The 24,354-nt window shown below is 55.7% G+C and carries 18 protein-coding genes and 3 pseudogenes; 3 read left to right on the plus strand and 18 right to left on the minus strand.

The genetic code is table 11. From position 1 onward, the window contains the following. From AC3WQH_RS16385 to AC3WQH_RS16455, 15 genes and pseudogenes are all read right to left on the minus strand, one after another. Window positions 1-119 (minus strand): transposase (locus tag AC3WQH_RS16385; RefSeq protein WP_492332166.1); only part of this gene is annotated, 119 nt, incomplete at its 3' end. 75 nt (window positions 120-194) lie between these two features. Further along, window positions 195-425 (minus strand): annotated as a pseudogene (tnpA, locus tag AC3WQH_RS16390) (IS200/IS605 family transposase); the annotation flags it as partial. Window positions 426-802: 377 nt separating this feature from the next. Beyond that, on the minus strand, window positions 803-1,051 hold the full coding sequence (locus tag AC3WQH_RS16395) for a hypothetical protein (RefSeq protein ID WP_235694774.1): 249 nt from the start codon (window positions 1,049-1,051) through the stop codon (window positions 803-805). Between the two features lie 211 nt (window positions 1,052-1,262). After that, window positions 1,263-2,906 carry a peptide ABC transporter substrate-binding protein gene (locus tag AC3WQH_RS16400; protein ID WP_005831573.1) on the minus strand — a complete coding sequence of 548 codons (1,644 nt, stop codon included), beginning with the start codon at window positions 2,904-2,906 and terminating at the stop codon, window positions 1,263-1,265. Between the two features lie 30 nt (window positions 2,907-2,936). Continuing rightward, window positions 2,937-3,890 (minus strand): ABC transporter ATP-binding protein, encoded by a 954-nt coding sequence (locus tag AC3WQH_RS16405; RefSeq protein WP_025847409.1) that lies wholly within the window; start codon window positions 3,888-3,890, stop codon window positions 2,937-2,939. Beyond that, entirely contained in the window at window positions 3,883-4,905 is a 1,023-nt protein-coding gene (locus AC3WQH_RS16410; RefSeq protein WP_309479509.1) for an ABC transporter ATP-binding protein, read from the minus strand. The genes AC3WQH_RS16405 and AC3WQH_RS16410 overlap by 8 nt, the downstream gene beginning before the upstream one ends. A gap of 14 nt (window positions 4,906-4,919) precedes the next feature. Continuing rightward, window positions 4,920-5,870, minus strand: a complete 951-nt coding sequence (locus AC3WQH_RS16415; protein WP_005831579.1) for an ABC transporter permease — start codon at window positions 5,868-5,870, stop codon at window positions 4,920-4,922. A gap of 4 nt (window positions 5,871-5,874) precedes the next feature. Then, complete coding sequence (locus tag AC3WQH_RS16420; RefSeq protein ID WP_005831581.1) at window positions 5,875-6,807, minus strand: ABC transporter permease; 933 nt, start codon at window positions 6,805-6,807, stop codon at window positions 5,875-5,877. A gap of 248 nt (window positions 6,808-7,055) precedes the next feature. Further along, entirely contained in the window at window positions 7,056-8,534 is a 1,479-nt protein-coding gene (locus AC3WQH_RS16425) for a DEAD/DEAH box helicase (RefSeq protein WP_007776751.1), read from the minus strand. 279 nt (window positions 8,535-8,813) lie between these two features. Further along, window positions 8,814-10,109 (minus strand): MFS transporter, encoded by a 1,296-nt coding sequence (locus AC3WQH_RS16430; RefSeq protein WP_492332159.1) that lies wholly within the window; start codon window positions 10,107-10,109, stop codon window positions 8,814-8,816. Between the two features lie 65 nt (window positions 10,110-10,174). After that, window positions 10,175-10,777 (minus strand): TetR/AcrR family transcriptional regulator, encoded by a 603-nt coding sequence (locus AC3WQH_RS16435; protein ID WP_122953298.1) that lies wholly within the window; start codon window positions 10,775-10,777, stop codon window positions 10,175-10,177. Between the two features lie 235 nt (window positions 10,778-11,012). After that, window positions 11,013-12,449, minus strand: a complete 1,437-nt coding sequence (gene pepV / locus AC3WQH_RS16440; protein ID WP_025847399.1) for a dipeptidase PepV — start codon at window positions 12,447-12,449, stop codon at window positions 11,013-11,015. Then, entirely contained in the window at window positions 12,436-13,167 is a 732-nt protein-coding gene (locus AC3WQH_RS16445; protein ID WP_005831593.1) for a GTP pyrophosphokinase, read from the minus strand. The genes pepV and AC3WQH_RS16445 overlap by 14 nt, the downstream gene beginning before the upstream one ends. Before the next feature lie 136 nt (window positions 13,168-13,303). Then, window positions 13,304-15,376, minus strand: a complete 2,073-nt coding sequence (locus tag AC3WQH_RS16450; RefSeq protein ID WP_005831595.1) for a methyl-accepting chemotaxis protein — start codon at window positions 15,374-15,376, stop codon at window positions 13,304-13,306. A gap of 119 nt (window positions 15,377-15,495) precedes the next feature. Further along, window positions 15,496-15,969, minus strand: a complete 474-nt coding sequence (locus AC3WQH_RS16455; RefSeq protein ID WP_005831597.1) for an N-acetyltransferase — start codon at window positions 15,967-15,969, stop codon at window positions 15,496-15,498. Between the two features lie 198 nt (window positions 15,970-16,167). On the opposite strand from AC3WQH_RS16455, the gene AC3WQH_RS16460 reads away from it, so the two are divergent. Beyond that, window positions 16,168-16,761, plus strand: coding sequence for a TetR/AcrR family transcriptional regulator (locus AC3WQH_RS16460; protein ID WP_005831599.1), 594 nt, complete (start codon window positions 16,168-16,170; stop codon window positions 16,759-16,761). Between the two features lie 35 nt (window positions 16,762-16,796). On the opposite strand, the pseudogene AC3WQH_RS16465 reads toward AC3WQH_RS16460, so the two are convergent. Continuing rightward, window positions 16,797-17,975: pseudogene (locus AC3WQH_RS16465) on the minus strand (peptide ABC transporter substrate-binding protein); the annotation flags it as partial. A gap of 149 nt (window positions 17,976-18,124) precedes the next feature. Between AC3WQH_RS16465 and AC3WQH_RS16470 the strand changes: the two are divergent. Both AC3WQH_RS16470 and AC3WQH_RS16475 read left to right on the plus strand, forming a co-directional pair. Continuing rightward, complete coding sequence (locus tag AC3WQH_RS16470) at window positions 18,125-20,617, plus strand: U32 family peptidase (protein ID WP_005831603.1); 2,493 nt, start codon at window positions 18,125-18,127, stop codon at window positions 20,615-20,617. A 30-nt stretch (window positions 20,618-20,647) separates the two neighbouring features. Then, entirely contained in the window at window positions 20,648-20,878 is a 231-nt protein-coding gene (locus AC3WQH_RS16475) for a DUF1128 domain-containing protein (protein WP_005831605.1), read from the plus strand. A 232-nt stretch (window positions 20,879-21,110) separates the two neighbouring features. On the opposite strand, the pseudogene AC3WQH_RS16480 reads toward AC3WQH_RS16475, so the two are convergent. Then, a pseudogene (locus AC3WQH_RS16480) lies at window positions 21,111-22,607 on the minus strand (DHA2 family efflux MFS transporter permease subunit). A 411-nt stretch (window positions 22,608-23,018) separates the two neighbouring features. Next, window positions 23,019-24,257 carry a beta-ketoacyl-ACP synthase II gene (gene fabF, locus AC3WQH_RS16485; RefSeq protein ID WP_007780944.1) on the minus strand — a complete coding sequence of 413 codons (1,239 nt, stop codon included), beginning with the start codon at window positions 24,255-24,257 and terminating at the stop codon, window positions 23,019-23,021. Window positions 24,258-24,354: the final 97 nt, after the last annotated feature.

Consider the following 24,354-nt stretch of genomic DNA (forward strand, 5'->3'; position numbering starts at 1 on the left):
CGATAGATGGTATTTTCATGAAGCCCCATTTCCCGGGCTACCTGCGCCACCGATTTCCCTTCTTCTTGGATGAGTCGAACGGTTTGAAGTTTGAATTCCCTGTCGTACTTTTTCGTCATGTTGGACACCTCGATTATGAACGCTTTTATTGTCGCACTCTCGATTCTCCGTGTCCAATGTAAAGTCTAGCATCAATCCGCAGGGCTTAATGATGGGAGTGCGTTGAGAAACATATGCGTATGGTCTTTGTCGCATTCAAGAGCAACAATCACAATTTGCAGTTCCTCACACCCTTCATGTACCAACTCTTTGAAGCGTTGTTCTACATCTGCTTGCAGAAAAATCTTTCTTCTGTACCGAGGGCAGAACACAAAATGGTAGTTTAATAATGAAAGGGTTGTGCTTGTTCTTCTGTATTCGTTCATACACCTATTGTATCAGTTTGTTTTATATACTACAACAGATGAACAACAAAAAAGAGTGGAATTTTCAAATACTTGAAGTACCACAAACCTTCGATTTATTCGTGGTACTCCGTATTTGACCTCACTCTCATCCCGCCCCTAAAGGGGGTGCTATCGCACCGTAGCGGGCTTTCTCGTTCGGAAAATCTGTAAAATAAAAACAGCCCATTTTCGGGGGCACATTTAGGTCAAACACGGTGACATATTTTAAGCTGCTCACTACTTATAGCATGTTCTTACAATTTTAGATGAAGCTCCACTTTTTCAATCGCAACAAAGCCGCACGCTCACATGCTTGGCGCATGTTGCAGCTTGCGGGCTGTTCGTCCATTTCCTCGTCATTCAAAACGCCGTCCTCTGCGGGATTGGTTGTCGACCACGGTCAAGGAGCCGTTTTTGATGTAGCGCAATATTTTGGACACGGAGATACCTGTCGCATTGGCAATTTGCATCGCATTCGAATTCGGGTAGCTTCGCACGTAGTTGCGAATCATCCGGTAGTCTTCCATTTCGTTTTCGCCGCAGACGTGGCAAGTGTATTCATTCGGCTTCATTTTGCTTCCGCATTTGAAACACGTATCCATCATCATTCGTTCTCCTCACACCCTGTACTCTCATGCAACGTTCTCGCATAGGGTTCTATCTACCTATATATTACCCGCATTTTTCCAGGAGGAAAACACTATTTCACAACATCGTCGTTTTTCGCCGCAAAATCGCCCAGACAGCAAGGAGCCTCCCGCAAGCAAGCAGGAGGCTCCTTTAATCAATCTTGTCTTGCAGGCGCGGCGGGCGCGCTTATTCCGCCACCTTTTTCGCCCAGCGGAAGTCCGGCTCTGTCGTCACGCTGTAGCGAATGCCTTCGATCTTTTTGTTGTTCAAGTAGTTTTGTGTGTAAAAGTAGACCGGAATAATCGGCATTTCCGCCATCAACACATCCTCCGCTTCATGCAAGAGCTTGGTCCGTTTTTCCTGATCTTGCTCCACCCGCGCTTGCTCGATCAGCTCGTCGAACTTCGCATTTTCCCACTTGGTGAAGTTGCTCGACGACTTGCTCGTGTACAGCTCCAGGACGGCCAGCGGGTCCAGGTACGCTCCGGTCCAGCCCATGCGCGCGATCTGGAAGTTCATTTGCTTGTACGTGTCGATGTACGTTTTCCACTCCTGATGCTCCAGCTTGATTTCTACGCCCAAGTTTTTGCGGAACATCTCTTGCAGCGCTTCCGCTACTTTTTTATGCGACTCGCCTGTGCTGTACTTCAAGGTGACGGCAGGCAGCGTCGACCAGCCTTGTTCCTGCATGCCTTCTTCCAGCAGCTTTTTCGCTGCGGCCGGATCGTAGCTGTAGTACGGTGCCGCCTCGTCGCGGAAGTCTTTGCCGGACGGTGTGGTCACGCCGTAGGCGACGTAGCCGTAGGCCGCTTTTTGATCGCCCTTCGTAATGTTTTGCGTGATCGCTTCCCGGTCGATCGCCAGCGCAAAAGCTCGCCGGATTTTCGCGTTGTTGAACGGCTCTGCCTCTGTGTTGAACGTGTAGGTGTACACGCCGAAGTCAGCCGTTGTCTTGTACTCTTCCTTGCCTTTTTCCTGCTCGATAACATCGGTCGGCAACGAGTCGATCAGGTCGAGCTTGCCTGTCTTGTACATCTGGTAGGAGGTAGTGGCGTCGTTGACCATTTTGAAATGAACCGTTTCCATCGTCACGGCGTCTTTGTCCCAGTACTGGTCGTTTTTGGTCAGCGTCAGCTCGTTGTTGTGCTCCCAGCCGCTGACTTTGTAAGCGCCGTTCGTCACGATGCTTTTCGCTTCCGCTGCCCAGTTTTTGTCCGCCTGCACCACTTTCGGATTCACAGGCAAGTACGGACGGCCGATCGCGACTTTCGGGAAGAAGCTGGTCGGGTTTTTCAGCCCGACGACGAGCGTGTAGTCGTCTGGCGTGGCGATTTTCACGTTTTCCAGCGGGCCTTTGCCTGTGTTGTACTCCTCCGCTCCCTCGATGTAGTACAGGGCAGACGGTTCATAGGCGGCCGTTTTCGGGTCCAGCACCCGCTTCCAGGCAAATTCGAAGTCTTTGGCGGTCAACGCATCGCCGTTAGACCATTTCAGCCCTTTGCGGATGTGATAAGTGTACGTCTTCCCGTCCGGGGAAATCTCGATTTTTTCCGCTGCGCCCTCGACCAGCTCGCCGTTTTGGTCATAGCGGTACAGCCCTTCGTACAGGTGGTCGATGACCCAGTACGAAGTCGAGTCCGAGGCGAATGCCGGATCGAGCGTGTACGGCTCGCCCTTCAGGTTCGCCGTCACCTCTTGCTTGATGGCGGCTGCAGAAGCAGCCTGTCCTTGATTCGTATCCGAAGCTGCCGGCGTATCCTTGCTGCACGCGGCCAATCCCGGAACAACCAGCAGCAGCAGGGCAGCAGCCGTAATCAGTTTTTTCTTCATGTCTCTTTCCTCCGTATGTTTCTCCCCGATTTATTCGTATAAAAAGCAGGCTACCCAGTGCTTGGCTTCCACCTCCTTCCAGGCCGGGGCCATTTGCCTGCAAATGCTCATCGCTTTCGGGCATCTCGTCTGGAACGGGCAGCCTGGCGGCGGATGGATCGGGCTCGGCGGCTCGCCGATGACAATTCGCTCGCGAGCGGCGCGGTGCTTCGGGTGGGACACGGGCATGGTCGACAGCAGCACCTGCGTGTACGGATGCAGCGGACTGGCAAACAGCGCGTCGCTGTCGGCCAGCTCCATCATCCGGCCGAGGTACATGACGCCGATGCGGTCGCTGATGTATTTGACCATAGCCAGATCGTGCGCGATGAACAAATACGTCAACTGGCTTTCCTGCTGCAAGTCAGCCAGCAGATTGACCACCTGCGCCTGAATCGACACGTCCAGCGCCGAAATCGGCTCATCGGCCACGATAAAGCTTGGCTGTACCGCCAACGCCCGGGCAATCCCGATCCGCTGCCGCTGTCCGCCGCTAAATTCATGCGGATAACGCCGTGCATGATCGGGGTGCAGACCGACTTTTTCCAAAAGCTGCCGCACCTGCTCTGTTTTCTCGCGCCCTTTTGCCAAGCCGTGCGCCTCGATTCCTTCCGCGATAATGTCCCCTACTCTCATGCGCGGGTTGAGCGAAGATTGCGGGTCTTGGAAAATGAGCTGCATCCGCCGATTGATCTCGCGCCTTTTCCCGCCTTTTGCCTCGGCCAGATCGGTTCCATCAAAAACGACCGAGCCGCTCGTCGGAGGATACAGCCCGACAATCGTTCTGCCGAGCGTCGATTTGCCGCTGCCGCTCTCGCCGACCAGTCCGAGCGTCTCCCCTTTGCGGATTGAAAAGGAGATGTCATCGACCGATTTGACCTGTTTGCCGTTGCCGATCGGGTAATATTTGCGCAACTCTTTTACTTCTAGCAAAATGTCAGACATGCCGCTCCCTCCCTGCACTCACCAGTTCCTCCACACGCCGCGCGCGCGAATCGTGCAGCCAGCATTTCGCCTGATGCTGCAAGGAAAAGGCCGTGCTCTGCGGCATGTGTTCCGCGCACACCTCCATGGCGTAGTCGCACCTCGCGGCAAAAGGGCAGCCTGCGGGCGGCGCAAACAAATCCGGCGGAGCGCCCTGAATCGGGATGAGCCGCTCCTCGCTCGGCTGATCCAGACGGGGAACGGATTGCAGCAGTCCGCGCGTGTACGGATGCTGCGGGTTGTCGAAAACTTCTGCCACCGGACCTTGCTCGACGATGACGCCTGCGTACATCACCGCCATCTGATCGGCCACCTCCGCCACGACGCCCAAATCGTGGGTAATCATGATGATCGACGTCCCTTTTGCCTGCTGCAAATCTTGGAGCAACGCCAAAATTTGCGCCTGAATCGTCACATCGAGCGCCGTCGTCGGCTCGTCGGCGATAATCAACTGCGGATCGCAGGCGAGCGCAATGGCGATGACGATCCGCTGCCTCATCCCGCCGCTGCATTCGTGCGGATACTGGTCGCACCTTCTTTCCGGATCCGGTATGCCGACTGCCGCCAACAGCTCAATCGCCTTTTCCCGCGCTTTTTTGGCGGACAGCTTCTGATGTTTGACGAGCACCTCGGCGATTTGCGTCCCGAGCTTCATCGTCGGATTGAGCGACGTCATCGGGTCTTGAAAAATCATCCCGATCTGCGCGCCGCGAATTTGCTGCCACTCTTTTTTTCCGAGACAGGAAAGCTCTCTGCCGTGCAAGCGGACGCTCCCCTTTTTCACGCGGCCCCGCGGCGCTTTCACCATGCCCATGATCGCCCGGGCCGTCACGCTTTTTCCGCAGCCGCTCTCGCCGACGATCGCCAGCGTCTCCCCTGGCCGCACGGAAAAGCTCACACCGCGCACCGCCTGGACTTCCCCGCCATAAGCCCGGAAGGAGACGTGCAAATCTTCCACTTCCAGCACATTGGTCATTTGTCATTCCTCCTTCAAGCTTTGCTGCTTCGCGGATGGAAAGCGTCCTGCAAGCCGTCTCCGATCGCGTTAAAGGCAAACATGACAAGCGAGATCATCACGCCCGGGAAAAACAGCCTCCACCATTGCCCGCTCAAAATGACGGCCAGCGCATCGTTCGCCATCGTGCCCCAGCTCGCCGTCGGAGCCTGTACGCCCAGCCCGAGAAAGCTCAGAAACGACTCGGCAAAGATCGCCTGGGGGATGGTAAAAGTCAGGTTGACGATGATGATTCCCGCCACGTTCGGAAGCAAGTGCCGCCAAATGATTTTCGCGTGCGGTGTCCCCAGCTTTTCGGCCGCGAGCACGTACTCCTGGCCTTTTACCTGCAAAATTTGCCCGCGCACGAGCCTAGCCATTCCTACCCAGCCGGTAATCGACAAAGCCGTAATGATCGTGGTCAGCCCCGGCTCCATAATGACCATCAACAAAATCACGACGAGCAAGTACGGAATCCCGTACAAAATCTCCACCAGCCTCATCAGCACATTGTCGATGCGGTCGCCCCACTTGCCGCGCCCGGCCATATAGCCCGCCAGCCCGCCGACCACCACGCCCAGCACGAGGTCAATCAGCGCAGCGACCACTCCGATAAACAAGGAGATGCGTCCGCCTTCCCAGGTGCGCACCCACATGTCGCGGCCCAGATCGTCCGTTCCAAACCAGTGCTCCGACGACAGCGGCAAATTTCCCGAGACGAGAGATTGCTCGCTGGCTGAATACGGGACCATGCTCGGGCCAAAAGCCGACAGGAAGACGATCGCTCCCAGCAAGCAAAAGCCGAATACCGCCAGCTTGTTGCGAAACATTTTCCGCACGCTCTCCCATCCGTAGCTCGCACTCGGCCGCATCGCGCTGTGCTGGTCGAAGCGGCTGCGATCAAGCGGCCGGAACAGCTCGTCACGCACTTGTGACACTTCTGCCATCGCCTCATTCCCCCCCGTTGGCTAACTTGATTCGCGGATCGACGAATCGGTATAAAATGTCGGTGAAAAACAGTGTCAAAATGAGGACGGCACTGTAAAATACGGAAGTGCCGAGAATGACCGGATAGTCCCGATTGAAGATGCTCTCCACGAAATACTTGCCGATGCCCGGTATGGCGAAAATTTTTTCGATCACAAACGTGCCCGTAATCAGGTTGGCAAAGAGCGGGCCGATAAACGTAATCACCGGCAAAATCGCGTTGCGGATGCCGTGCCGGACCGCGATGTGAAAAGTGGACAGCCCCTTCGCCTCCGCCGTGCTCATGTAGTCCTGGTCGAACACCTCGATCATGCTGGTGCGGACGAAGCGGGCAATAATCGCCAGCGGCCCGATCGCCAGCGCCACGGACGGAAGCAGCGAATACTCCCAGCCGTCCCAGGAAGCGACCGGGAGCAGCTCCCACTTCACGGCAAAATACTTGATGAGCAAAGGAGCCAAAATGAAACTCGGAACCGAAATGCCGAGAATCGCAAAAAACATCGCGGCGTAGTCCGGCAAACGGTTGTGAAACAGGGCGGCGACCACTCCGAGCGCAATGCCTCCGACCAAAGCCATAACCAGCGACTGCAAGCCGAGCACGGCCGAGGCGGGAAAGCCCTGTTGGATCAGCGTCGCCACATCCTGCGACTTTTGCTGGATCGAAGGCCCCAGGTCGAGGTGGATCAGGCCGTTCATATACCGGACATACTGCTCCATCAACGGTTTATCGAGGTGGTACCGCTCCCGCATGTTTTGCACCACCTCTTCCGGCAGCATGCGGGCCTCTGTCGCAAACGGATCGCCCGGGATCAAATGCATGATGACGAACGTCAACGTGGCGATGAGCCAGAGCGTAATCACCATCGACAGCGACCGCTTGAGCAAGTATTTCCCCATCATCGCTTCCTCCTTGTTACATACTAATCAGATGAGAATACTATGATTTATTCCAAACTTAGGTTTGAGTCTACTGGATGAGAAATATATAATCAACATAATTCCGATATGTTTTATCAGAATTAATTTTTCTTCACTTTCCTTTATGATTCAAATAATTCTCATAACACCCACCTTCCCCTAAACGCAAAAAGGTCCAGACCGCACGAAGCGAATCTGGACCTCTTTTTCGTTTTCTCTTCTGTTGATTATCCGCGCGACTTGCCCGAATCTTGGCGGAACGGCCTTGCCCCTTTGGCAGAGCGGCTTGCTCCGCCTCTGCCCGCTTTTTTGGCGTCGGCGGGCTTCACGGTTTTGCCTGCTTTGCGGGCCGCGATCGCTTCCGCCTTTTTGCGGTTTTTCTCGTATCGCGCCTGAAGCTCATCCAGCTCGCGCGCCAGCTTCTTTTTGTAGCCCGGCTTCACCTTGGCTTTTTTCTTCAATGCTTCGCGAACAGGAGCGAACTCTTTGTCTTTTTCTTTTTGCTGCTCTTTTGCCTGTTGGGCGCGCAGCTCGATGAAGTGCGCCTCGCGCTCCTGGGCGCGCTGGCGACGGCCTGCATCCAGGTGGCGGCCAGGCTCCAGAATCCGCTCTTCAATCGACGCCTTCGTCGCTTTGGCGAAGCGGCCCATCAAGTTTTTCTGGCGCGGGGAAATGAGCGAGATCGCTTTTCCGCTCTGTCCGGCGCGCCCTGTCCGGCCCACGCGGTGAATGTAGCTCTCCACGTCATTCGGCAAATCGTAGTTGATGACGTGCGTGACGCCCTCGACGTCCAGCCCGCGCGCCGCGATATCCGTCGCCACCAGGTACTGGAAGCGCATTTCGCGGAACTGTCGCATCAGTTGCTCGCGCTTGCTCTGCGACAAGTCCCCGTACAGCGCTTGCGCCGTAAGTCCGTTTTCCTGCAGGCGAGCCGTGAGCTGCTGCACGCGCACTTGCGTATTGGCGAAAACGATGGTCAAAAACGGCTGCTCCTGCTCCAATACGTCCACGAGCGCATCCGTCTTGTCGCTTTGGTTGACCACGTAGTAAAACTGCTCGATTTTCTCCACAGTCTTTTGCTTGCCCTCGATCTTGATGTGCGGCGGCTGCTTCATGAAGCGATGCGCCAGCCGCTTTACCAAATCCGGCATGGTCGCAGAAAACAGCAGCACTTGACGCTGGGAAGGCGTATGGACGATCACTTGCTCCACGTCCTCCAAAAAGCCCATCTCCATCATCTTGTCCGCCTCGTCCAGCACGAGCGTGGAAATCCGCCCGAAGTGCAGCGAGCCGCGCTTCATGTGATCCAGCACGCGTCCCGGTGTTCCCACGACGATGTGTACAGTCGATTTCAGCTTGCTCAACTGTCTGTCGATATCCGTTCCGCCGTGCAGAGACAGCACGTTCACATCGAGGTGCTTGCCCAGCTTTTCCACTTCTTTGGCGATCTGAATGGACAGCTCGCGCGTCGGGGTGAGAATCAGCGCTTGAATGTCGCGTTTGCCCGCATCCAGACGGTTCAGGATCGGCAGCATGAACGCCGCTGTTTTCCCCGTTCCGGTCTGCGCTTGTCCAATCACGTCTTTCCCTTCCAGAATCAGCGGAATCGCTTCCTCCTGGATCGGGGTCGGTTCTTTATAGTACAGGTCTTGAATCCCTTGCATCAGCTCCGGTCGAAAGCCAAAAGACGCAAACGATTTTGCCATCATATCCACTTCCTTTCACACGCGGTCTTCCGTTTTCGCGCACCCTGGCCTGCATGGACAGCGGGTGGAAAAAATCGGGCACCGTCACTTGCGGTATCAACCCGGTCAGGTTGCAGCCCTTGCGAAATCCTATCCTACCTATACTAAAGGAGTCGAATCAAAAATACAACCAAACCGTTTGATCCTGTTTCTATTTTTCCCGGGATCAGGCAACTGACACGGTGAGCCATCCGGGGAAAAAGCGGGCGGCGGCCCTTTCCTGACCGCCACCAGCTAGCTCTAAGCTCCGGTCTGAATCGGAGCCGCCGGAGAACCCGTTTCCTTCGCGAGTTGCTTCGTAACCCCCGCAAACAGGTAAAGGCTGACCGCGCCCATGCAGGCAAATGCGACTGGGAAGAACGCGAACGGCACCCAGGAGCTTGCGAAAATAAACACGCCGGCGCTGCCGATTCCAACGATGTTGAGCAGCGAGTACACCGCCATGTACGTGCTGCGGGCGTGATCTGGCACCATGTTCGCGAGCATCGTCTGCTTGGCTGGCATGTGCACCAGCTCCCCGACCGTTGCGACAAGCATCGCGAAGAGCAGCAGGCCCGGAGAAGCGCTGTAGCTGATGACGAGATAGCCCGCGAAAAAAAGCGCCAGGCCCCACAGCAGGGCAAAGCGATCGCTGTATTTTTTCATCACGCTGGCGACAAGCCCGGTCAGGCAAACAACAAGCAAAGTATTTTCCGACCGCAGCATTCCGAGAATGTTCAGGCCGTCTACTTGCAGCGACAGAAACGGCAGGAGCGGAACCGGCTTTGGTATTTCCGCCACCAGGCGAATGCCGATGACATTCGTCAATTGTTCCTCGATGGACAAAATGAGCAGGCTGGCGAGGGCGAAGCGCATAAACCACTTTTGCCGGAAAACGCTTCGGTACGCCCCGAGCATCTGGCCGAACCGTTGCTTTTTGCCTGACGGGGCTGCCGCTTGCGCTTTGCCTCCGTGCGTTGCCGGGATGTACGTTTCCTGGATGAACAACATCGTGATCGCCAACGCGATGGCCGTGCTGCCCGCCACACCGACGAATAGCCAAAAATGATGCTCCTTGAACAAAAAGACTCCGATCATGCCGCCAGCAGCCCCGGCCAAGTTATTGATCCAGTACATCGCGGTAAAAATCGAGCGCCGGCTCGCAGGCTCGCTGACGTCGATAATAAGCGCCTGATAAACCGGCCCTGCCGCACCCGTACAAAGCTGAATGAGCACAAACAGGGCAAACGTCGCATACGGAAGCTGGAGCCACGGCCAGTTCACGAGCGCGACTGCGCTGAAGCCGACCATAATGAGCGCTTCGCAGACGACAATCACCTTTTTTCGCCCGATCCTGTCCGCCACGTACCCGCCGACAAACGAGCCGATGATGCTCGCTGTCATGACTGCGACGAACATCAGTCCGGTTACGACCGTTCCCAGTTGGCCGGAAAAAAAGATAATCAAGTACGGCGTAACAGACATGACCGCCAGATTCGTCAAAAACTGCAAGACCATCCGGATTTGGATCGTTCGATCAAACGCCAAAATTTTCACGGAAAGCTCCCCTTTGCATTTATGATTGATTAATCAATCGTTTTTTGAACAAAAAGAACGCAGCTTTACTCGCCTTTCGGTCCAAAAAGCTGCATCGCAAACGGCACGAACTTTTCCCACATCTGGCTGTCCGGCGAATCGGTGAGATTGACCCGCAAACCGATCAGCAAGCTGGTGTAGGCAGTCGCCGCGTAATTGGCGTCCCGGACTTGCAGTTGGCCCTGCTCCTGGCCCTTTTTCACCAGCTCGCCGATTTTTCCCCGAAACGTGTTGTGAAACGCATCCAGCTCCGCAAACGGCTCGGCAAAGCGGTTATGGTAGCCGATGACTTGCACGACGAGCCGCAAATACGTCTCGAAGCTGGAAAAGATTTTGATGTGCGCCGTCACCATCTTTCGCAGCTCCGCGACAGTGTCCTCCGCATTCGAGTCAAAGTCGAGCAGCTCTTTTGCATACACTCGCAGCGGCTCCACGACCGCCGCGTAAAAAAGCTGGTCTTTGTTTTCAAAATACGTAAACACGCTGCCAAAGCTGACACCGGACGCCTTTGCGACTTTGGCGATCGTCGTGTCATTGTAGCCGTGCTCGGCAAACATCTGGATCGCTTGTTCCAGAATCGTTTCCCGCTTTTGCTTCATTTTTTGCACCTGTGCATCAGAAAGCGGCATGTAGCAAAGCTCCTTTTTCCATGAATGATTAACCGATCAATCGTTATTCGGATTATAGCGTCTGCTCCCACAAATTGTAAAGCGTTTTGTTTTGCAAAATGAGAAAAACAGGCTGCGCCAAGCCATTGGCGAAGCCTTCGCTGCCGTCATACTGAGCAGAACCTTGTCCATTCCGATCCGCACAAAAAAAGCAGAGGACAAGCCTTACGCCGCATCCTCTGCCTACCTGTGCTGTTTATTTGGCCAACTCGTAAATCGCCTGCGCGTAAATCGCGGTCGCCTTGACGAGATCGTCGACCAAAATGTACTCGTCCCGCTGATGGGCACTGTCCGGACGCCCCGGGAACAGCGGCCCGAACGCCACGCCCACATCCAGCGAACGGCCGTAGGTGGCGCCGCCGATGGCGATGATGCCTGCCTCTTCGCCTGTCTGCTCGGTGTACACCCGTTGCAGCGTAGTCACCAGCGGATGGTTCGGATCGACGCGATGCGGCGTCAGATGCTCCACGACTTCCAGTTCGAACGCGGCCTCGCCAAAGCGCTCAGCGAGGATCGCCGACCATTTTGCAAACGAAATGGAGTGCGGGTAGCGAATGTTCAGGCGGAACAGCGCGTCCCCTTCCGCTGCGTATTCCAGTACGCCCGTGTTCAGCGTAAGCGCGCCCATCTCCTCGTCGTCATGCGCGATTCCGAGCGCTTCCCCGCCGTGCTGCTTGTGCAGGTAGCGGTCTGCCGCCTCTGCGTACACGGCTGCGCGCGCGTCGAGAGCGAGCGTCCGCAGGAAGTGAATCAGCTCCGTGCCCGCGTTGACGCCTTTTTTCGGGTCCATTCCGTGTACGGAGACGCCCTCCATGTGCAAGACGACCGAACCGTCCTTTTCTTCCGCCAGCCCTTTCAAGCCTGTCTGCTCCAGGTGCTTGCGGTAGCGGTCGATAATCGTCTGGCTGTCCACGGAAAGCGGCGCGAGTATCGCCACCGCTTTGTCCGGCACCATGTTCATCCGCAAGCCCGCCTGCAATGACACAAGCTTGGCTTCCGCCTGCTCCGCTACAGGCTTGCCGAGCTGTTGGAACGCGGCGTACGTCTGGCGCAAGGTCAGGTCGGTCAGACCTTTTTCCGCATAAATCAGCGGGAAATCGGCGTCAGGCGTAAAGCCCATCGTCGGCATTTCCTCGGTTTCAAAGTACGTCTTGACGCATTGCCAGCTCGACTCTTCGTCCGTTCCGAAAATAAAGCGCACGCGCTTGGAGAGCGGCAGTCCCAGGTTCATGACCACTTTGGCTGCAAAAATCGCCGCCATCGTCGGCCCTTTGTCGTCAATCGCTCCGCGCGCCACCAGCTTGCCGTCCACGATCTCGGCCGCGTACGGCGGCGTGCTCCAGCCGTCTCCCTCCGGCACGACGTCGACGTGGCTCAAAATGCCGACCAGCTCTTTTCCTTGCCCGAACTCGGCATGAGCGGCATAGCCGCGCACATCTTTTGTCGTCATCCCGGCCTTTTCGCAGACGTTCAAGGCAAAGTCCAGCGCGGCGCGGATGCCTTCGCCAAACGGCGCTCCCTCGCGAGCGGTAGCCGGATCGAGCACGCTTTTGATCCGCAAAAACTCCTGGGTGGTGGCAATCAGCTCGTCCTTGAGCTTGTTTGTTTCCTCTAGCCAATTAATGGTCGTCATCTTCGTTTTCGTTCCTTTCGTTATGGCTGCCGTCCATCAGTCCTGCGTCGACGTCCAAATCCAGCTCTACCAGGGAAAGCAGCGATTCCATCGGCACTTCTTTTTTCGTGAACTCGGCCTGTGCTTCCTTGATCTCGTCGCGGATGTTGTTCATTTCGCTGTCCAGCTTGTACGATGCCTTGGCGGCTTCGAACAGGCGCTGGCGAATGTTCGACGGAATGATTCCTTCGTATTTGTAATTCAGCGAGTGTTCAATCGTCGCCCAAAAGTTCATGCCGAGTGTACGAATCTGGATTTCCACCGGAATCGTCACCTGGCCGCCCGCCATCATGATCGGGTATTCGACAGCCAGGTGATAGCCGCGGTAGCCGCTCTCTTTTGGCGTGGAAACGTAGTCTTTTTCCAAATAGACGCGCATGTCGCCGCGCTTGCGGATCATCTCCACTACGGCGGGTATATCGTCAATAAACTGGCAGATGACGCGAACACCCGCGATGTCTCTGATCTCCCAGCATATATTTTCATCAATCGGAAATTGCAGGCGGTTCGCCTTGTTGTAGATGCTCGGTATTGATTTCACCCGTCCGACGGCAAACTCAATGGGAGAATGCTCCTTGCGCTTGCGCAGCTCGTTGCGGATATTTTTGATTTTGACTTTGATCTCTTCTACAGCTTGCTCGAACGGCAGCAAATAAAGTTCCCAATCTAGTTTGTGCACGCTTACGTCCCTCCGGCCCGAAACTCTCCATCGTCCTTATCATTCAACATTTTGTGTGAGATATCCTTCCAAAATGCAAAAAGAGCCGGGAAAACGAACATTTCCCGGCCCCTCCCACTCGCTATGTCTGACCCTCTTACTTGAGCACAAAGGCGGCGAGCGACCCGCGCAACTCGTCAGCCAGCTTCGCCAGTTGATCGGCGGATTGGGCGATCAGCTCCATGGCTGCGCTCTGCTCTTCTACCGCTGCGGAAATGCTCTGCACGCCAGCCGTCGCCTGAACAGACGCTGCCGAAACTTCCTTGGCCACGACTACGACCTGCTGGGCATCTGGCGCCATCCGTGCAAAAGCTTCGCTGACCCGGTTGATCTCGGCCGAGACGCGCAAAATATTTTGCTCGATCCGCTGGAACATTTCCCCCGATTGGCGGGCCGTTTTCATCCCGTGAGCGGTCGTCTCGGCCCCCTCTGCCATTTTCGCTACGACGATCATCGTGTCGTTTTGCACGTCGTTAATCATCCGCACAATTTGCTGCGCCGCTTCATTCGTGCCTTCTGACAGCTTGCGCACCTCCCCGGCCACGACCGCGAAGCCTTTTCCATGCTCCCCGGCGCGCGCCGCCTCGATCGCCGCATTCAGCGCGAGCAGATTGGTCTGTCTGGCAATCTCGGTAATGACGGAAATAATCCGCGAAATATCTTGCGACCGCTGCTCCAGCACGTGAATCACCTCAGTGGCAGCCGCTACGGAGCGATTGATTTCCTCCATGCTGATTATGACCGCCGTCACGGCCTCCCTGCCTTCCTCTGCGTGCTGCTTCATCTCGGTTGAGGACAGGCTGACCTGCCGCACATTTTCGGTGACGCCAGCGACATCGTTCGTCAGATCTACCGCCAGATTGAGCGTCTGGCCCATTTTTTCCATCTGGCTTTCGCTCGACGCCGCCACCTGATCGACGACCTGGACAATTTGCTGGCTGGACGCGGCGATTTCATTCGTGTTGCCGTGAATTTCCCGCACCGCATGCGCCACGGAAGCGGCGGCTTGCCCGACCTGCACGAGAATGCCGTGCAGTTGCTTTTGCATCGTGGACAGCGAGCGGGCCAGCTCGCCCAGCTCGTCCTTGCGCTTCAGCAGCTTGTCGGGAACGGCGGTGGTGAAGTCGCCATGTCCGATCCGTTCCGCCACGTGCAGCATCCCGCTAAAGGAGCGCCGCAGCCACCCCGCGGTGTAGAGCGAGATCGCAACGATCAGAAGCAGGACGACGCCGTTAAAGACGATCATCGCGGTTTGAATCCGGTTGGGCCCGGCCAAAATTTCCGTCATGTCGATCTCGGCCAGGATCGCCCACGTATGCTTCGCGACTTTTATCTGGTCAAACGAGACGAGCACAGGCTGCCCGCGAAAATCGACGCTCTGCTCTGTCCCTGCAAACCCTTCGGCCTGGAAAACTCGCTCGATGATCGGCGTGTCGACTGCTTGCTGCAAAATCGTCTCCTGGCCGCTGCCCAGTTGCGAACGCATCAGCTTGTCCGGCCCGACGAGATATATTTTTCCCGTCTCGCCCAGCCCCTCGCGCTGATTCAGCAGGCGGGAAATGTAATCGAGCGGCACTTCGACGGCGAGTTGCCCCATCATGAAGCCTTTTTCATAAATCGGAGCCGCAATGTACACACCCGGCACATTTCCTGACGGCTCGTACCTGCCGAGGTCAGACACTTCCGCACTCTGGCCCTTCACGACCTGCTGGACGGTTTGCCCCAGCACAGAGTTGGCGTGCGGCCCCGTCAGCAAATTGGTGCCGAAGTCAGACTGCGGCTTCGTCTCGTAGACGATTTCGCCTGTTTCATTGAGCAAGTAGGCGTTGGAAAAGCCGTAGCGCGCGGCCTCCATCTTCAGTTCCTTGGCGTAGGTCATCTCTGCCTCTTTGTAGGCAGCGGATTCCCTTCCCTCCTGCCACAGTTCCTGAAAGACAGAAAGGGCAGAGATCACTGTTCCCGAGGCGGCCAGCGTATCGACGTTTCTGGTGCGCTCGCGAAAGTAATTCTCCACCTGCTCCTTGTTGCTGAGCCGCAATGCCTCCAGCTTGGCCGCACTGCCGTCCAGCAATTCCTGTTTAGTCTCCTGATAAGCAAACACACCTGCCGCCGTTAACGGTACAATACTCGCGACTAAGAGCACAATCAATACGCGCGCGCCCAGCTTCATGGAAAGCCCCCCAATTTTGAACGTTCATTTCTGATTCAATATTCTCTATATTTTTATTATTGTTACGAATATAGTACCAGAAATGAAAAAAGGAAGGCTATACCAAATGTATCAAAATATCAGGCTGTCTCAAAAATCATCGCGATCTCGTCGCACATCGGCAGTTTGGAACAGTTGATGCAGTCTTTCCACACCTTTTGCGGCAACGTTTCCTTCGCGACGATCCAGAATCCACATTTTTCAAAAAAAGCTTTTTGATAAGTCAACGCAAGCACCCGCTTGATTCCCAGGTTGCGGCACTGCTCTACCAGATGGAGAACGAGATGCTTGCCCACGCCCATGCCCTTTGCTTTTTCCGCAATCGCCAGCGAGCGAATTTCGGCCAAATCCTCCCACAAAATATGCAGTCCGGCAACTCCCACCACTGTATCTCCATCATGAGCGACGATAAATGACTGCAAATTTTCACAGACAGAAAGTTTCGTACGCGGCAGCATCAATCCCTGTTGTGCATATTCATTAATGATCTCCAACATGGCATCGACGTCCTTCATCATTGCCTGACGTACTGTCAGCGCTTTTACAACGCTCATTTTACACTCCTCCACCCCATGCTCTTACGGCTCGGTATGATTAAATATTTATTCATTATAGTATATAAATATACATTCGACGTCCCGAGAAGTCTATCCCTTTTTTTGCCCTTTTTCACGGGAAATGCACGGAAAATTCTTTTGTAAGTAACTGTTATGTTATAATCAAGCAAACGAAGCAGAGGAGGTACTACCTTTTTGACGACGAGACGGGAGCGAAAAAAGCGGGAAACTCGCGAAAAAATATTCAATGCCGCGATCAAGCTGTTCAAGCTGCACGGCTTTGAAGCCACGACCATCGACATGATCTCGGAAGAAGCAGACGTCGCGCGCGGCACCATTTTTCTGCATTTCACGTCAAAGGAAGCGATCCTCGCGAACTGGGGATACGAGCGGCTTCATGAAATCGAAGAGCGCCGCCAGGAATGGGATTACGGGGACGATTGCAAGTCCAAGGTCTTGCGAATTTACAAGATCATGAACGAGGTGACGATCACGAACTTCGACTTCATCAAGGTCGTCGTGGAATCGTCAATGAAGCATCGCAAAGTGCTGGAAAACGAAAAGAACATGTACTTCGAGCTGCGGCAACTGTTCGCCGATCTGATCGAGGAAGCGCAGGAAAAACAGCAGCTCAAGACCAAGTTCAATCCGCTCGTAGCGGCGAACATGCTGGAAAACATTTACTACAACGCTCTGTACGACTGGGTGCGCAGCGAAGGCGCATGGGCGTTGGAAGAGATTATGGAAGAGAAGGTTTCGATCGTATTCGAAGGGCTGGTCGTGGATTAATCCAAGCGACCAGCCCTTCGAGTTTGTTTTCCCGCCTATTCAAAGTACGCCCATTTGTATTGGGCATGGCCCAGGCCGGAAATGACGACGTCCTTCAGGCGCGGATTTTTGGCGTACACCGTCGATTTGAAGTAGAACGGGATCACCGGCATTTCGTCGACCAACAGCTTTTCAGCCTCTTGCAAGATCGCCTTGCGCTTGGCGGCGTCCTTTTCCTTGGAGGACTGGGCGAGCAGGTCGGCGTATGCCTTGCTCTCCCATCTCGTATGGTTGTTGCCTTCTTTCGTGCGGAAAATTTCCAGGAAGTTGATCGGGTCGTTGAAGTCGCCCGTCCAGCCCATGCGCGCTACCTGGAACTTGCCGTTTTTCACGTTTTCGTAGTACACGTTCCACTCCTGGTTTTCCAGCTTCACCTGTACCCCGAGATTTTTTTGCCACATGTCCTGCACGGCTTGCGCGATCTTCGCCTGCGCTTCCTCTGTATTGCAGGAAAGCGTGATCGGCGGCAGCTTGTCGACGCTGGCATAACCTTCTTCCTTCATGCCTTCTGCCAGAAGCTGCTTCGCTTTTTCCACATCGTTGTCCTTGAACAAGCCTTGTCCGTTCTCCGCAAACATGGTCGGCGGCACGACCGCCGTCGCCACCAGCTCTCCGCCCTGTGTCACGTTGTCCACGATGTCCTGGCGGCTGATCGCATACGCGAACGCTTGGCGAATTTGCTTATTATTGAACGGTTTTTGCTCTGTGTTAAATTCGTACCAGTACGTTCCGGCTTTCGGGGTAATTTCCAGCAGGCCCTTTTCTTTCAGCGTCTGCATCGCGTCGAGCGGCAAGTTTCCGGTCGGGGCGCCCGTCCAGTCCAGATCGCCGTTTTCCAGCATCGACAGCTCCGTGTTGGCATCGTTGATGATGTTCATTTCGATTTTCGTCAGCTTGACTGTGTCCGCATCCCAGTAATGCTCGTTTTTTTCCAGCACGAGCTTGTTTTTATGCTCCCAGGCAGCGAGCTTGAACGGCCCGTTCGAGGTGTAGTTCGGCCCCGCATCCTTGGCCCAGTCGGGGTGCGCGGCCGCGACCTTCGCATTGACCGGGAAATAGCTGTAGAAAGCCGTCAACTCCAGGAAAAAAGGAGTCGGATTTTCCAATTGGACAACCAGCGTCTTGTCATCCGTCGCCTTCACGCCGATCTCCTCCGGCTTCGCTTTGCCGCTGAAGTTCTTACAGAACACCATCATATTCACACTTTCTGGAAGCGACAATTTTCAACATTTGGAGAAGTGGAGGTTTTTGTTGCGGGAGCAAAGACATTTCCCTATGATGAAGAAGAGCTTCTTTTATAGACCTTGGAGGTAATGACATTCACATGCGAAATGGAATAAAGCGAGAAGATATTGAGCTGTTGGCTCCTGCCGGCAACTGGGACTGTTTGAAGGCCGCTGTCGCGAATGGTGCCAACGCCGTCTTTTTCGGGGTGGAAAAGTTCAACGCCCGCGCACGCGCGGAGAACTTCCACATGGCTGAACTGCCTGAGATAATGGCTTATTTGCATATGTACGGTGTAAAAGGGTTTCTTACCTTTAATATTCTTGTGTTCGAGAACGAGCTGGAGGATGCGCGCGAGCTGATTGACGCCTGTATTCACGCCGGGGTGGACGCGGTCATCGTCCAGGACCTCGGTCTGGTGAAGCTGATTCGCGAAATCTCCCCTGACTTCCCGATTCACGGCTCCACGCAGATGACGATCACTTCGCCGGAAGCGGTCGAATTTACGAAGCCATTCAACATCGAGCGCGTCGTACTGGGACGGGAAAACTCGCTCAAGGAAATCAAGAAGATCGGGGAAAAAGCGAAGCTGCCGATGGAAGTATTCGTCCACGGCGCGCTGTGCGTGTCCTACTCCGGCCAATGCCTGACTTCGGAAATGTGGGGCGGACGCTCGGCCAACCGCGGCGAATGCGCCCAGGCTTGCCGCCTGCCGTACGATCTGATGGTCGACGGCGTGCAAAAGGACATGGGCAACATCGCGTACGTCCTCTCGCCAAAAGACCTGGCTGCCATTGACCTCGTTCCTGAGCTGATCGAGGCGGGCGTGACTTCGTTCAAAATCGAAGGTCGCCTGAAATCGCCGGAGTACGTCGCCAACGTGGTCAGCAAGTACAACGCGGCCATCGAGCGCTACTTTGCCGGAGAGGATACGGGTCCGACCGAGGTCGAGGTTCGCGAGCTGCAGCAAAGCTTTTCCCGCGGCTTTACCCATGGATTTTTGGAAGGAACGAACAACAAGCAACTCGTGGACGGCTCGTTCCCGAAAAGCCGCGGCGTGTTTTTGGGCACAGTGAAAAAGCTGCTCGGCACAAGCGTGCTCGTCGAAATTGCCGCTCCCGTCAAGCGCGGTGACGGCATCGTGTTCGACGCGGGCGATCCGACGCAAAAGGAAGAAGGCGGACGCGTCTACGATATTCTCTCCCGCGGCAAAAAGGTCGAGGGCGAAGTCGAAAAAGGCTTGTACGAGATCGTCATGGGCCGCAACGACGTCAACCTGAAGCGGCTCCACGTGGGCGACCGCGTATGGAAAACGAGCGACCCTGAGCTGGATCGCCGCCTGCGCAAAACGTTTGAAACGGAAAAGCCGTACCGCACTTTCCCGCTCGCCGTGCACGTCAGCGGCAAACTGGGCGAGATGCTCAGCATCACCTGGGTGGACAAACAGGCGAACCACGCTGTGACCGTACCGTCGGAAAAGCCGCTTGAGGCTGCCGTGAAGCGCCCGTTGACGCATGAGCTGCTGCACGACCAGTTAAGCCGTCTGGGCGGAACGATTTTCCATCTGGACGCTCGCGACCTGACTGTCGATCTGGACGGAGACTTGATCGTGCCTGTCAGCGAGCTGAACCGGATGCGCCGGGAGGCCGTGGAGCAGCTCGTCTATTTGCGCTCCAAGCCGCCTGTCTACCGCCATCGCGACGTAGACGTGTACGCGGACGTGCCTCGCACACAGCCAGTGGAAAAGCCGATGCTGACTGCGCTGTGCCGCTCGCTTGAGCAACTGGAGGCGGCGGCGCAGACGGACGTCGATTTCCTTTACGCGGACTTCGAATTCGTCAAGCAGTACCCGGAAGGCGTCAAGCTGGCGCACAAGTACGGGAAAAAAATCGGGATCGCAACGATGCGCATTCACATGCCGGACGAAAACGGCGTGCTCGCCCTGATCGCCAAAAGCAAGCCGGACGCGATTCTCGTGCGCAACACCGGGGCACTCTACTACTACCTGTCCCGCAAGGACGAAATCGACATCCCGCTGATCGGCGATTTCTCCCTGAACGTGGCCAACCATAAAGCTGTCGAGCTGTTTCTCGAAGCGGGCCTGACACGGGTCACGCCTTCGTACGATTTGAACATCCAGCAGATGGTGGACCTGCTCGGCCGCTCCAACGCCGCCAAAATGGAGCTGGTCATCCATCAGCACATGCCGATGTTCCATACCGAGCATTGCGTGTACTGCACGTTCATGAGTGAGGGAACCGACCACACCAACTGCGGAACCCCGTGCGAAACCTCTCGCATCTCGCTCAAGGATCGCGTCGGCTTCTCGCACCCGGTGCGGGTGGACACCGGCTGCCGCAACACGGTGTACAACGCCATCGACCAGTCGGGCGCAGAGTATTTGAACGAGTTTCGCTCCCTGCACGTCGGCAGCTACCGCATCGAGTTTTTGGAGGAAGAACCGGAGCGTGTGCGCGAAGTCATCAGCCTGTACCGTCAGGCTCTGCGCGGAGAAGTTAGCGGCACACACGTATGGCGCACGCTGAAGGCAACCAACCAGCTTGGCGTCACGCGTGGGCAGCTTACCAAATAACTAGCAGCGTTTTTGGAGAGGAGACCAACCATGGCAGATTTGAAAGAGGCGACCCAGGAAAATTTGGCGGTGCTGATCGAAGGCATCAAAGCGAAGCTGAACATGGCGAACACGGCCGTCATGCGCGCGGAAGATTTTGACCTTGTTCATTACGAGGACCTGTTGTACTTGTACAACATGGTGCAGAAAAAAACGGCGTTCGGCATCAATGAGATGACGGCGATCGTGGAAGAATTGGGTGCAATGCGAAAGCAGTCCTAGCGAACATATCGGATGAAGTAGGTTGAAGCGTCGCCTCCCGTTTGGGAAGCGGCGCTTTTTTTGCTGGGGGTGTCCGGTTCGCATCTTGGTAGCTGCTTGTTTGGTCGGGATCGCACTGTTGTACTCGCTCGTACTCACTCTCGCTTACTCTCACTCGCTCACCCTCGCCCCTTCACCCTCACCCGCTCGCCAAGGCTATCGTCGCAGCCTTTCAGCAGAAGAATCGCGTTAGTTACGAGAGCTGGGGCACTCGCTTTTTCGCGGTTACCTTTTCCGGACGTGGCGTGTTGTTGCGCAAAAACAGCGCCAAAATCAGGGCGATGACGGTAAACAGCGTGGCGATCCAGAAGGCGTCGTTCGTCCCCATGGCGATTCCTTGCTTCGTCGCCAGCTCCATCTGTGCCAGATCGGCCGGATTGAGGTGCTGGCTTCGTACAATGTCTGCCGTGTGGGCGGCGCTTTTCGTCGTCATGATCGTGACAAACAGCGCCGTGCCAAGCGCTCCCCCGATGGCGTTGACCGTGTTGGACATGGCGGTCCCGTGCGGGTTCAGCCGCAGCGGCAGCGCATTCAGTCCGGACGTCATTACCGGCATCATCAGCATGGACAGCCCGAACATGCGCACCGTGTACAACGTGACCAGGTAGCTGTAGCTAGTAGACAGGCTCAGCTTCGTAAAGCCGTAGGTCGTGACGATGGTGATGACAAGCCCGATCCAGGCGAGCCATTTGGCGCCAAACTTGTCAAACAGCTTGCCCGTAATCGGCGACATGATGCCTATAAGAATGCTCCCCGGCAAAAGCAGCAGACCTGACTGCACAGGAGTAAAGTGCAGGATGTTTTGCACGTAGACCGGAAGCAAGATCATGCCCGAGTAGAGCGACATGTTGACCAATAGGCTGATGAGCACGGCCAGCGTATAGGCCGGGGTCTGGAAAATGCGAAACTCGAGCATGGCATGGTCGATGGACAACTGCCGCCAGACAAAGGCGGCCAGGCTGATACAGCCGATGAGCAGCATGAGGATGACCTCGGTACTTCTCCACCCCGCTCCGCCAGCCGTGCTGAAGCCGTACAGCAGCCCGCCGAAGCCGACTGTCGACAGCACGACTCCCCAGAAGTCCAGCTTCGGATTGGCTGTCGCGGTCACGTTTTTCAGGATGAAAAACGAAACGAGCAAAACGATCAGGGCGATCGGCAACACGACGAAAAACAGCAGGCGCCAGAAGTAATGCTCGACGATCCAGCCGGATAAGGTCGGGCCAATCGCCGGGGCAAATACCATGGCGATGCCGACGACCCCCATAGCCGAGCCGCGGCGCTATGCGGGGAACAGGTTGAAAATGACGTTGGTCATGAGCGACATGAGGATGCCTGCCCCCGCTGCCTGCACGACTCGTCCGAGCAGCATGATGGCGAAGCTGGGCGCGATGCCGCAGACGAGGGTTCCGGCGGCAAAGAGGCTCATCGCGGAAATGAACGACTGCCTGGTCGTGTATTTTTCCATCAAAAAAGCGGTGGTAGGGATCAGGACGCCGTTGACCAGCATGTAGATGGTGATGACCCATTGCGCGGTCGAGGTGGTGATGTGGAACTGCTCCATCAGCTTGGGCAGAGCGACGTTGAGAAGCGTCTGGTTGAGCAGGGCCGCAATCGCGCCAGCAATGATGACACCGAGAATCGGTGCCCGGTGGATGTTTGTTTCTTTGACTCGCTGCTCGCTTGCCATGCATGATTCCCCTTTTTCGGTTCTGGTTTGATCGTCTACGTTTTCGTTGATTGGGTTTCTTCGTTAATATGCAGACTTTTTCCAGATGGCATTCCGGGTGAGGGGATGGAAGCAGTCACTCTTTGTGCATCGGCATGTACATCGGCAGCTTTCGGGTGTGTGCTCGGTTTTAGGGCTTTCCCGATTAGCAGGCTGGCTCTATAATCTTTCTCTCATTTTCCGCACATCAAGATTCCTGCCAATCACTAAACCAATTCGCAAGTCGATACGAATCACTCCTTGAAGTTCAAAAAACGGGGCAATCGGTTCCTTGCTATTTTGAAACCGGATTATGATTTCTTTGTTTAAATTTGCCACGACACAAAAAAGAACCTCCCCAAACAAATTGGAAAGGTTCCGAAAAACTCCATCTTACCCCTCGTACTTCCGCAAAACAATCACCGCATTATGGCCGCCAAAGCCAAAGGAGTTGGACATCCCGATGTTCAGCGGCATCTGGCGGGCTGTGTTCGGTACGTAGTCGAGATCGCAGACCGGGTCGCGCTCCTCTTGGTTGATCGTCGGCGGCACGATTCCCTCCTGGAGGCTTTTGACCAGGGCGATGGCTTCTGCGCCTCCGGCTGCGCCAAACATATGCCCCGTCATCGACTTGTTTGCCGTGATCGGGATGCGCTTTGCGTGCTCGCCGAACAAACGCTTGATCGCCAACGTCTCCGAGCGGTCCCCGATTTCGGTGCTGGTGGCGTGGGCGCTGATGACGTCTACCTCGCCCGGCTGGATTCCTGCTTCTTCCAGCGCCCACTTCATCGCCCGGTACGGCCCGATGCCTTCCGGATGGGTCGCGACCATGTGGTAGGCGTCCGAGCTGGCGCCGTAGCCGATGACCTCTGCGTAAATGCGAGCGTCGCGTCTCAGCGCATGCGAAAGCGATTCCAGAATGAGGATGCCTGCGCCTTCTGCCATGACGAAGCCATCCCGCTTCGCGTCGAACGGCCGGCTCGCGGCTGTCGGATCGTCGTTTCGCGTGGACAAGGCCGTGGCGTTGCTGAAGCTTGCCAGCGACACCTCGTTGATCGCGGCCTCGGTTCCTCCGGCAATGACGACATCTGCCCGGCCGGAGCGAATGAGGCGAAACGCTTCGCCAATCGCCGTGTTGCCGATCGAGCAGGCTGTGACAGGCGACATGGTCGGGCCGTAGATGCCGTACTTGATGCTAATCATGGCTGGCGCAATGTTGGAAATCAGCATCGGCACGAGCGTCGGGCTGATCCGCTCCGGTCCTCGGTTGCGCAGCATGTCGTGCTGCTCCAGAAGCGTCTGCACGCCGCCGATGCCGGAGCCGACGTAGACGCCCACCCGCTCGCGGTCGCACTCTTCCAGCCTAAGCCCCGCGTCTTCCAGCGCTTCATCCGTAGCCGCGATGGCGAACTGGCAAAAGCGGTCCATGCGCCGCGCCTCTTTGCGCCCGAAGCGAGCCTCCGGATCGAAGTCGCGGACGAGTCCGGCGATTTTCGTTTTGAACCGCGATGTATCGAATCTATCAATTTGCGAAATGCCTGATTTTCCTTGCGTCAAGCTGCTCCAAAACTGCTGTACGTCGCTGCCGACAGGCGAAATGACGCCCATCCCTGTAACCACTACTTTTTCCATGGTTATCCTCCTTTGCAAGTCCTTATGGAAACCATCTTGTCGCACGTGTTATCCTATTACAAGTTTTTGTTTATCCTAGTATAACAAGTAACAGCTT

Source organism: Brevibacillus sp. FW301-21C12A, assembly GCF_058788915.1.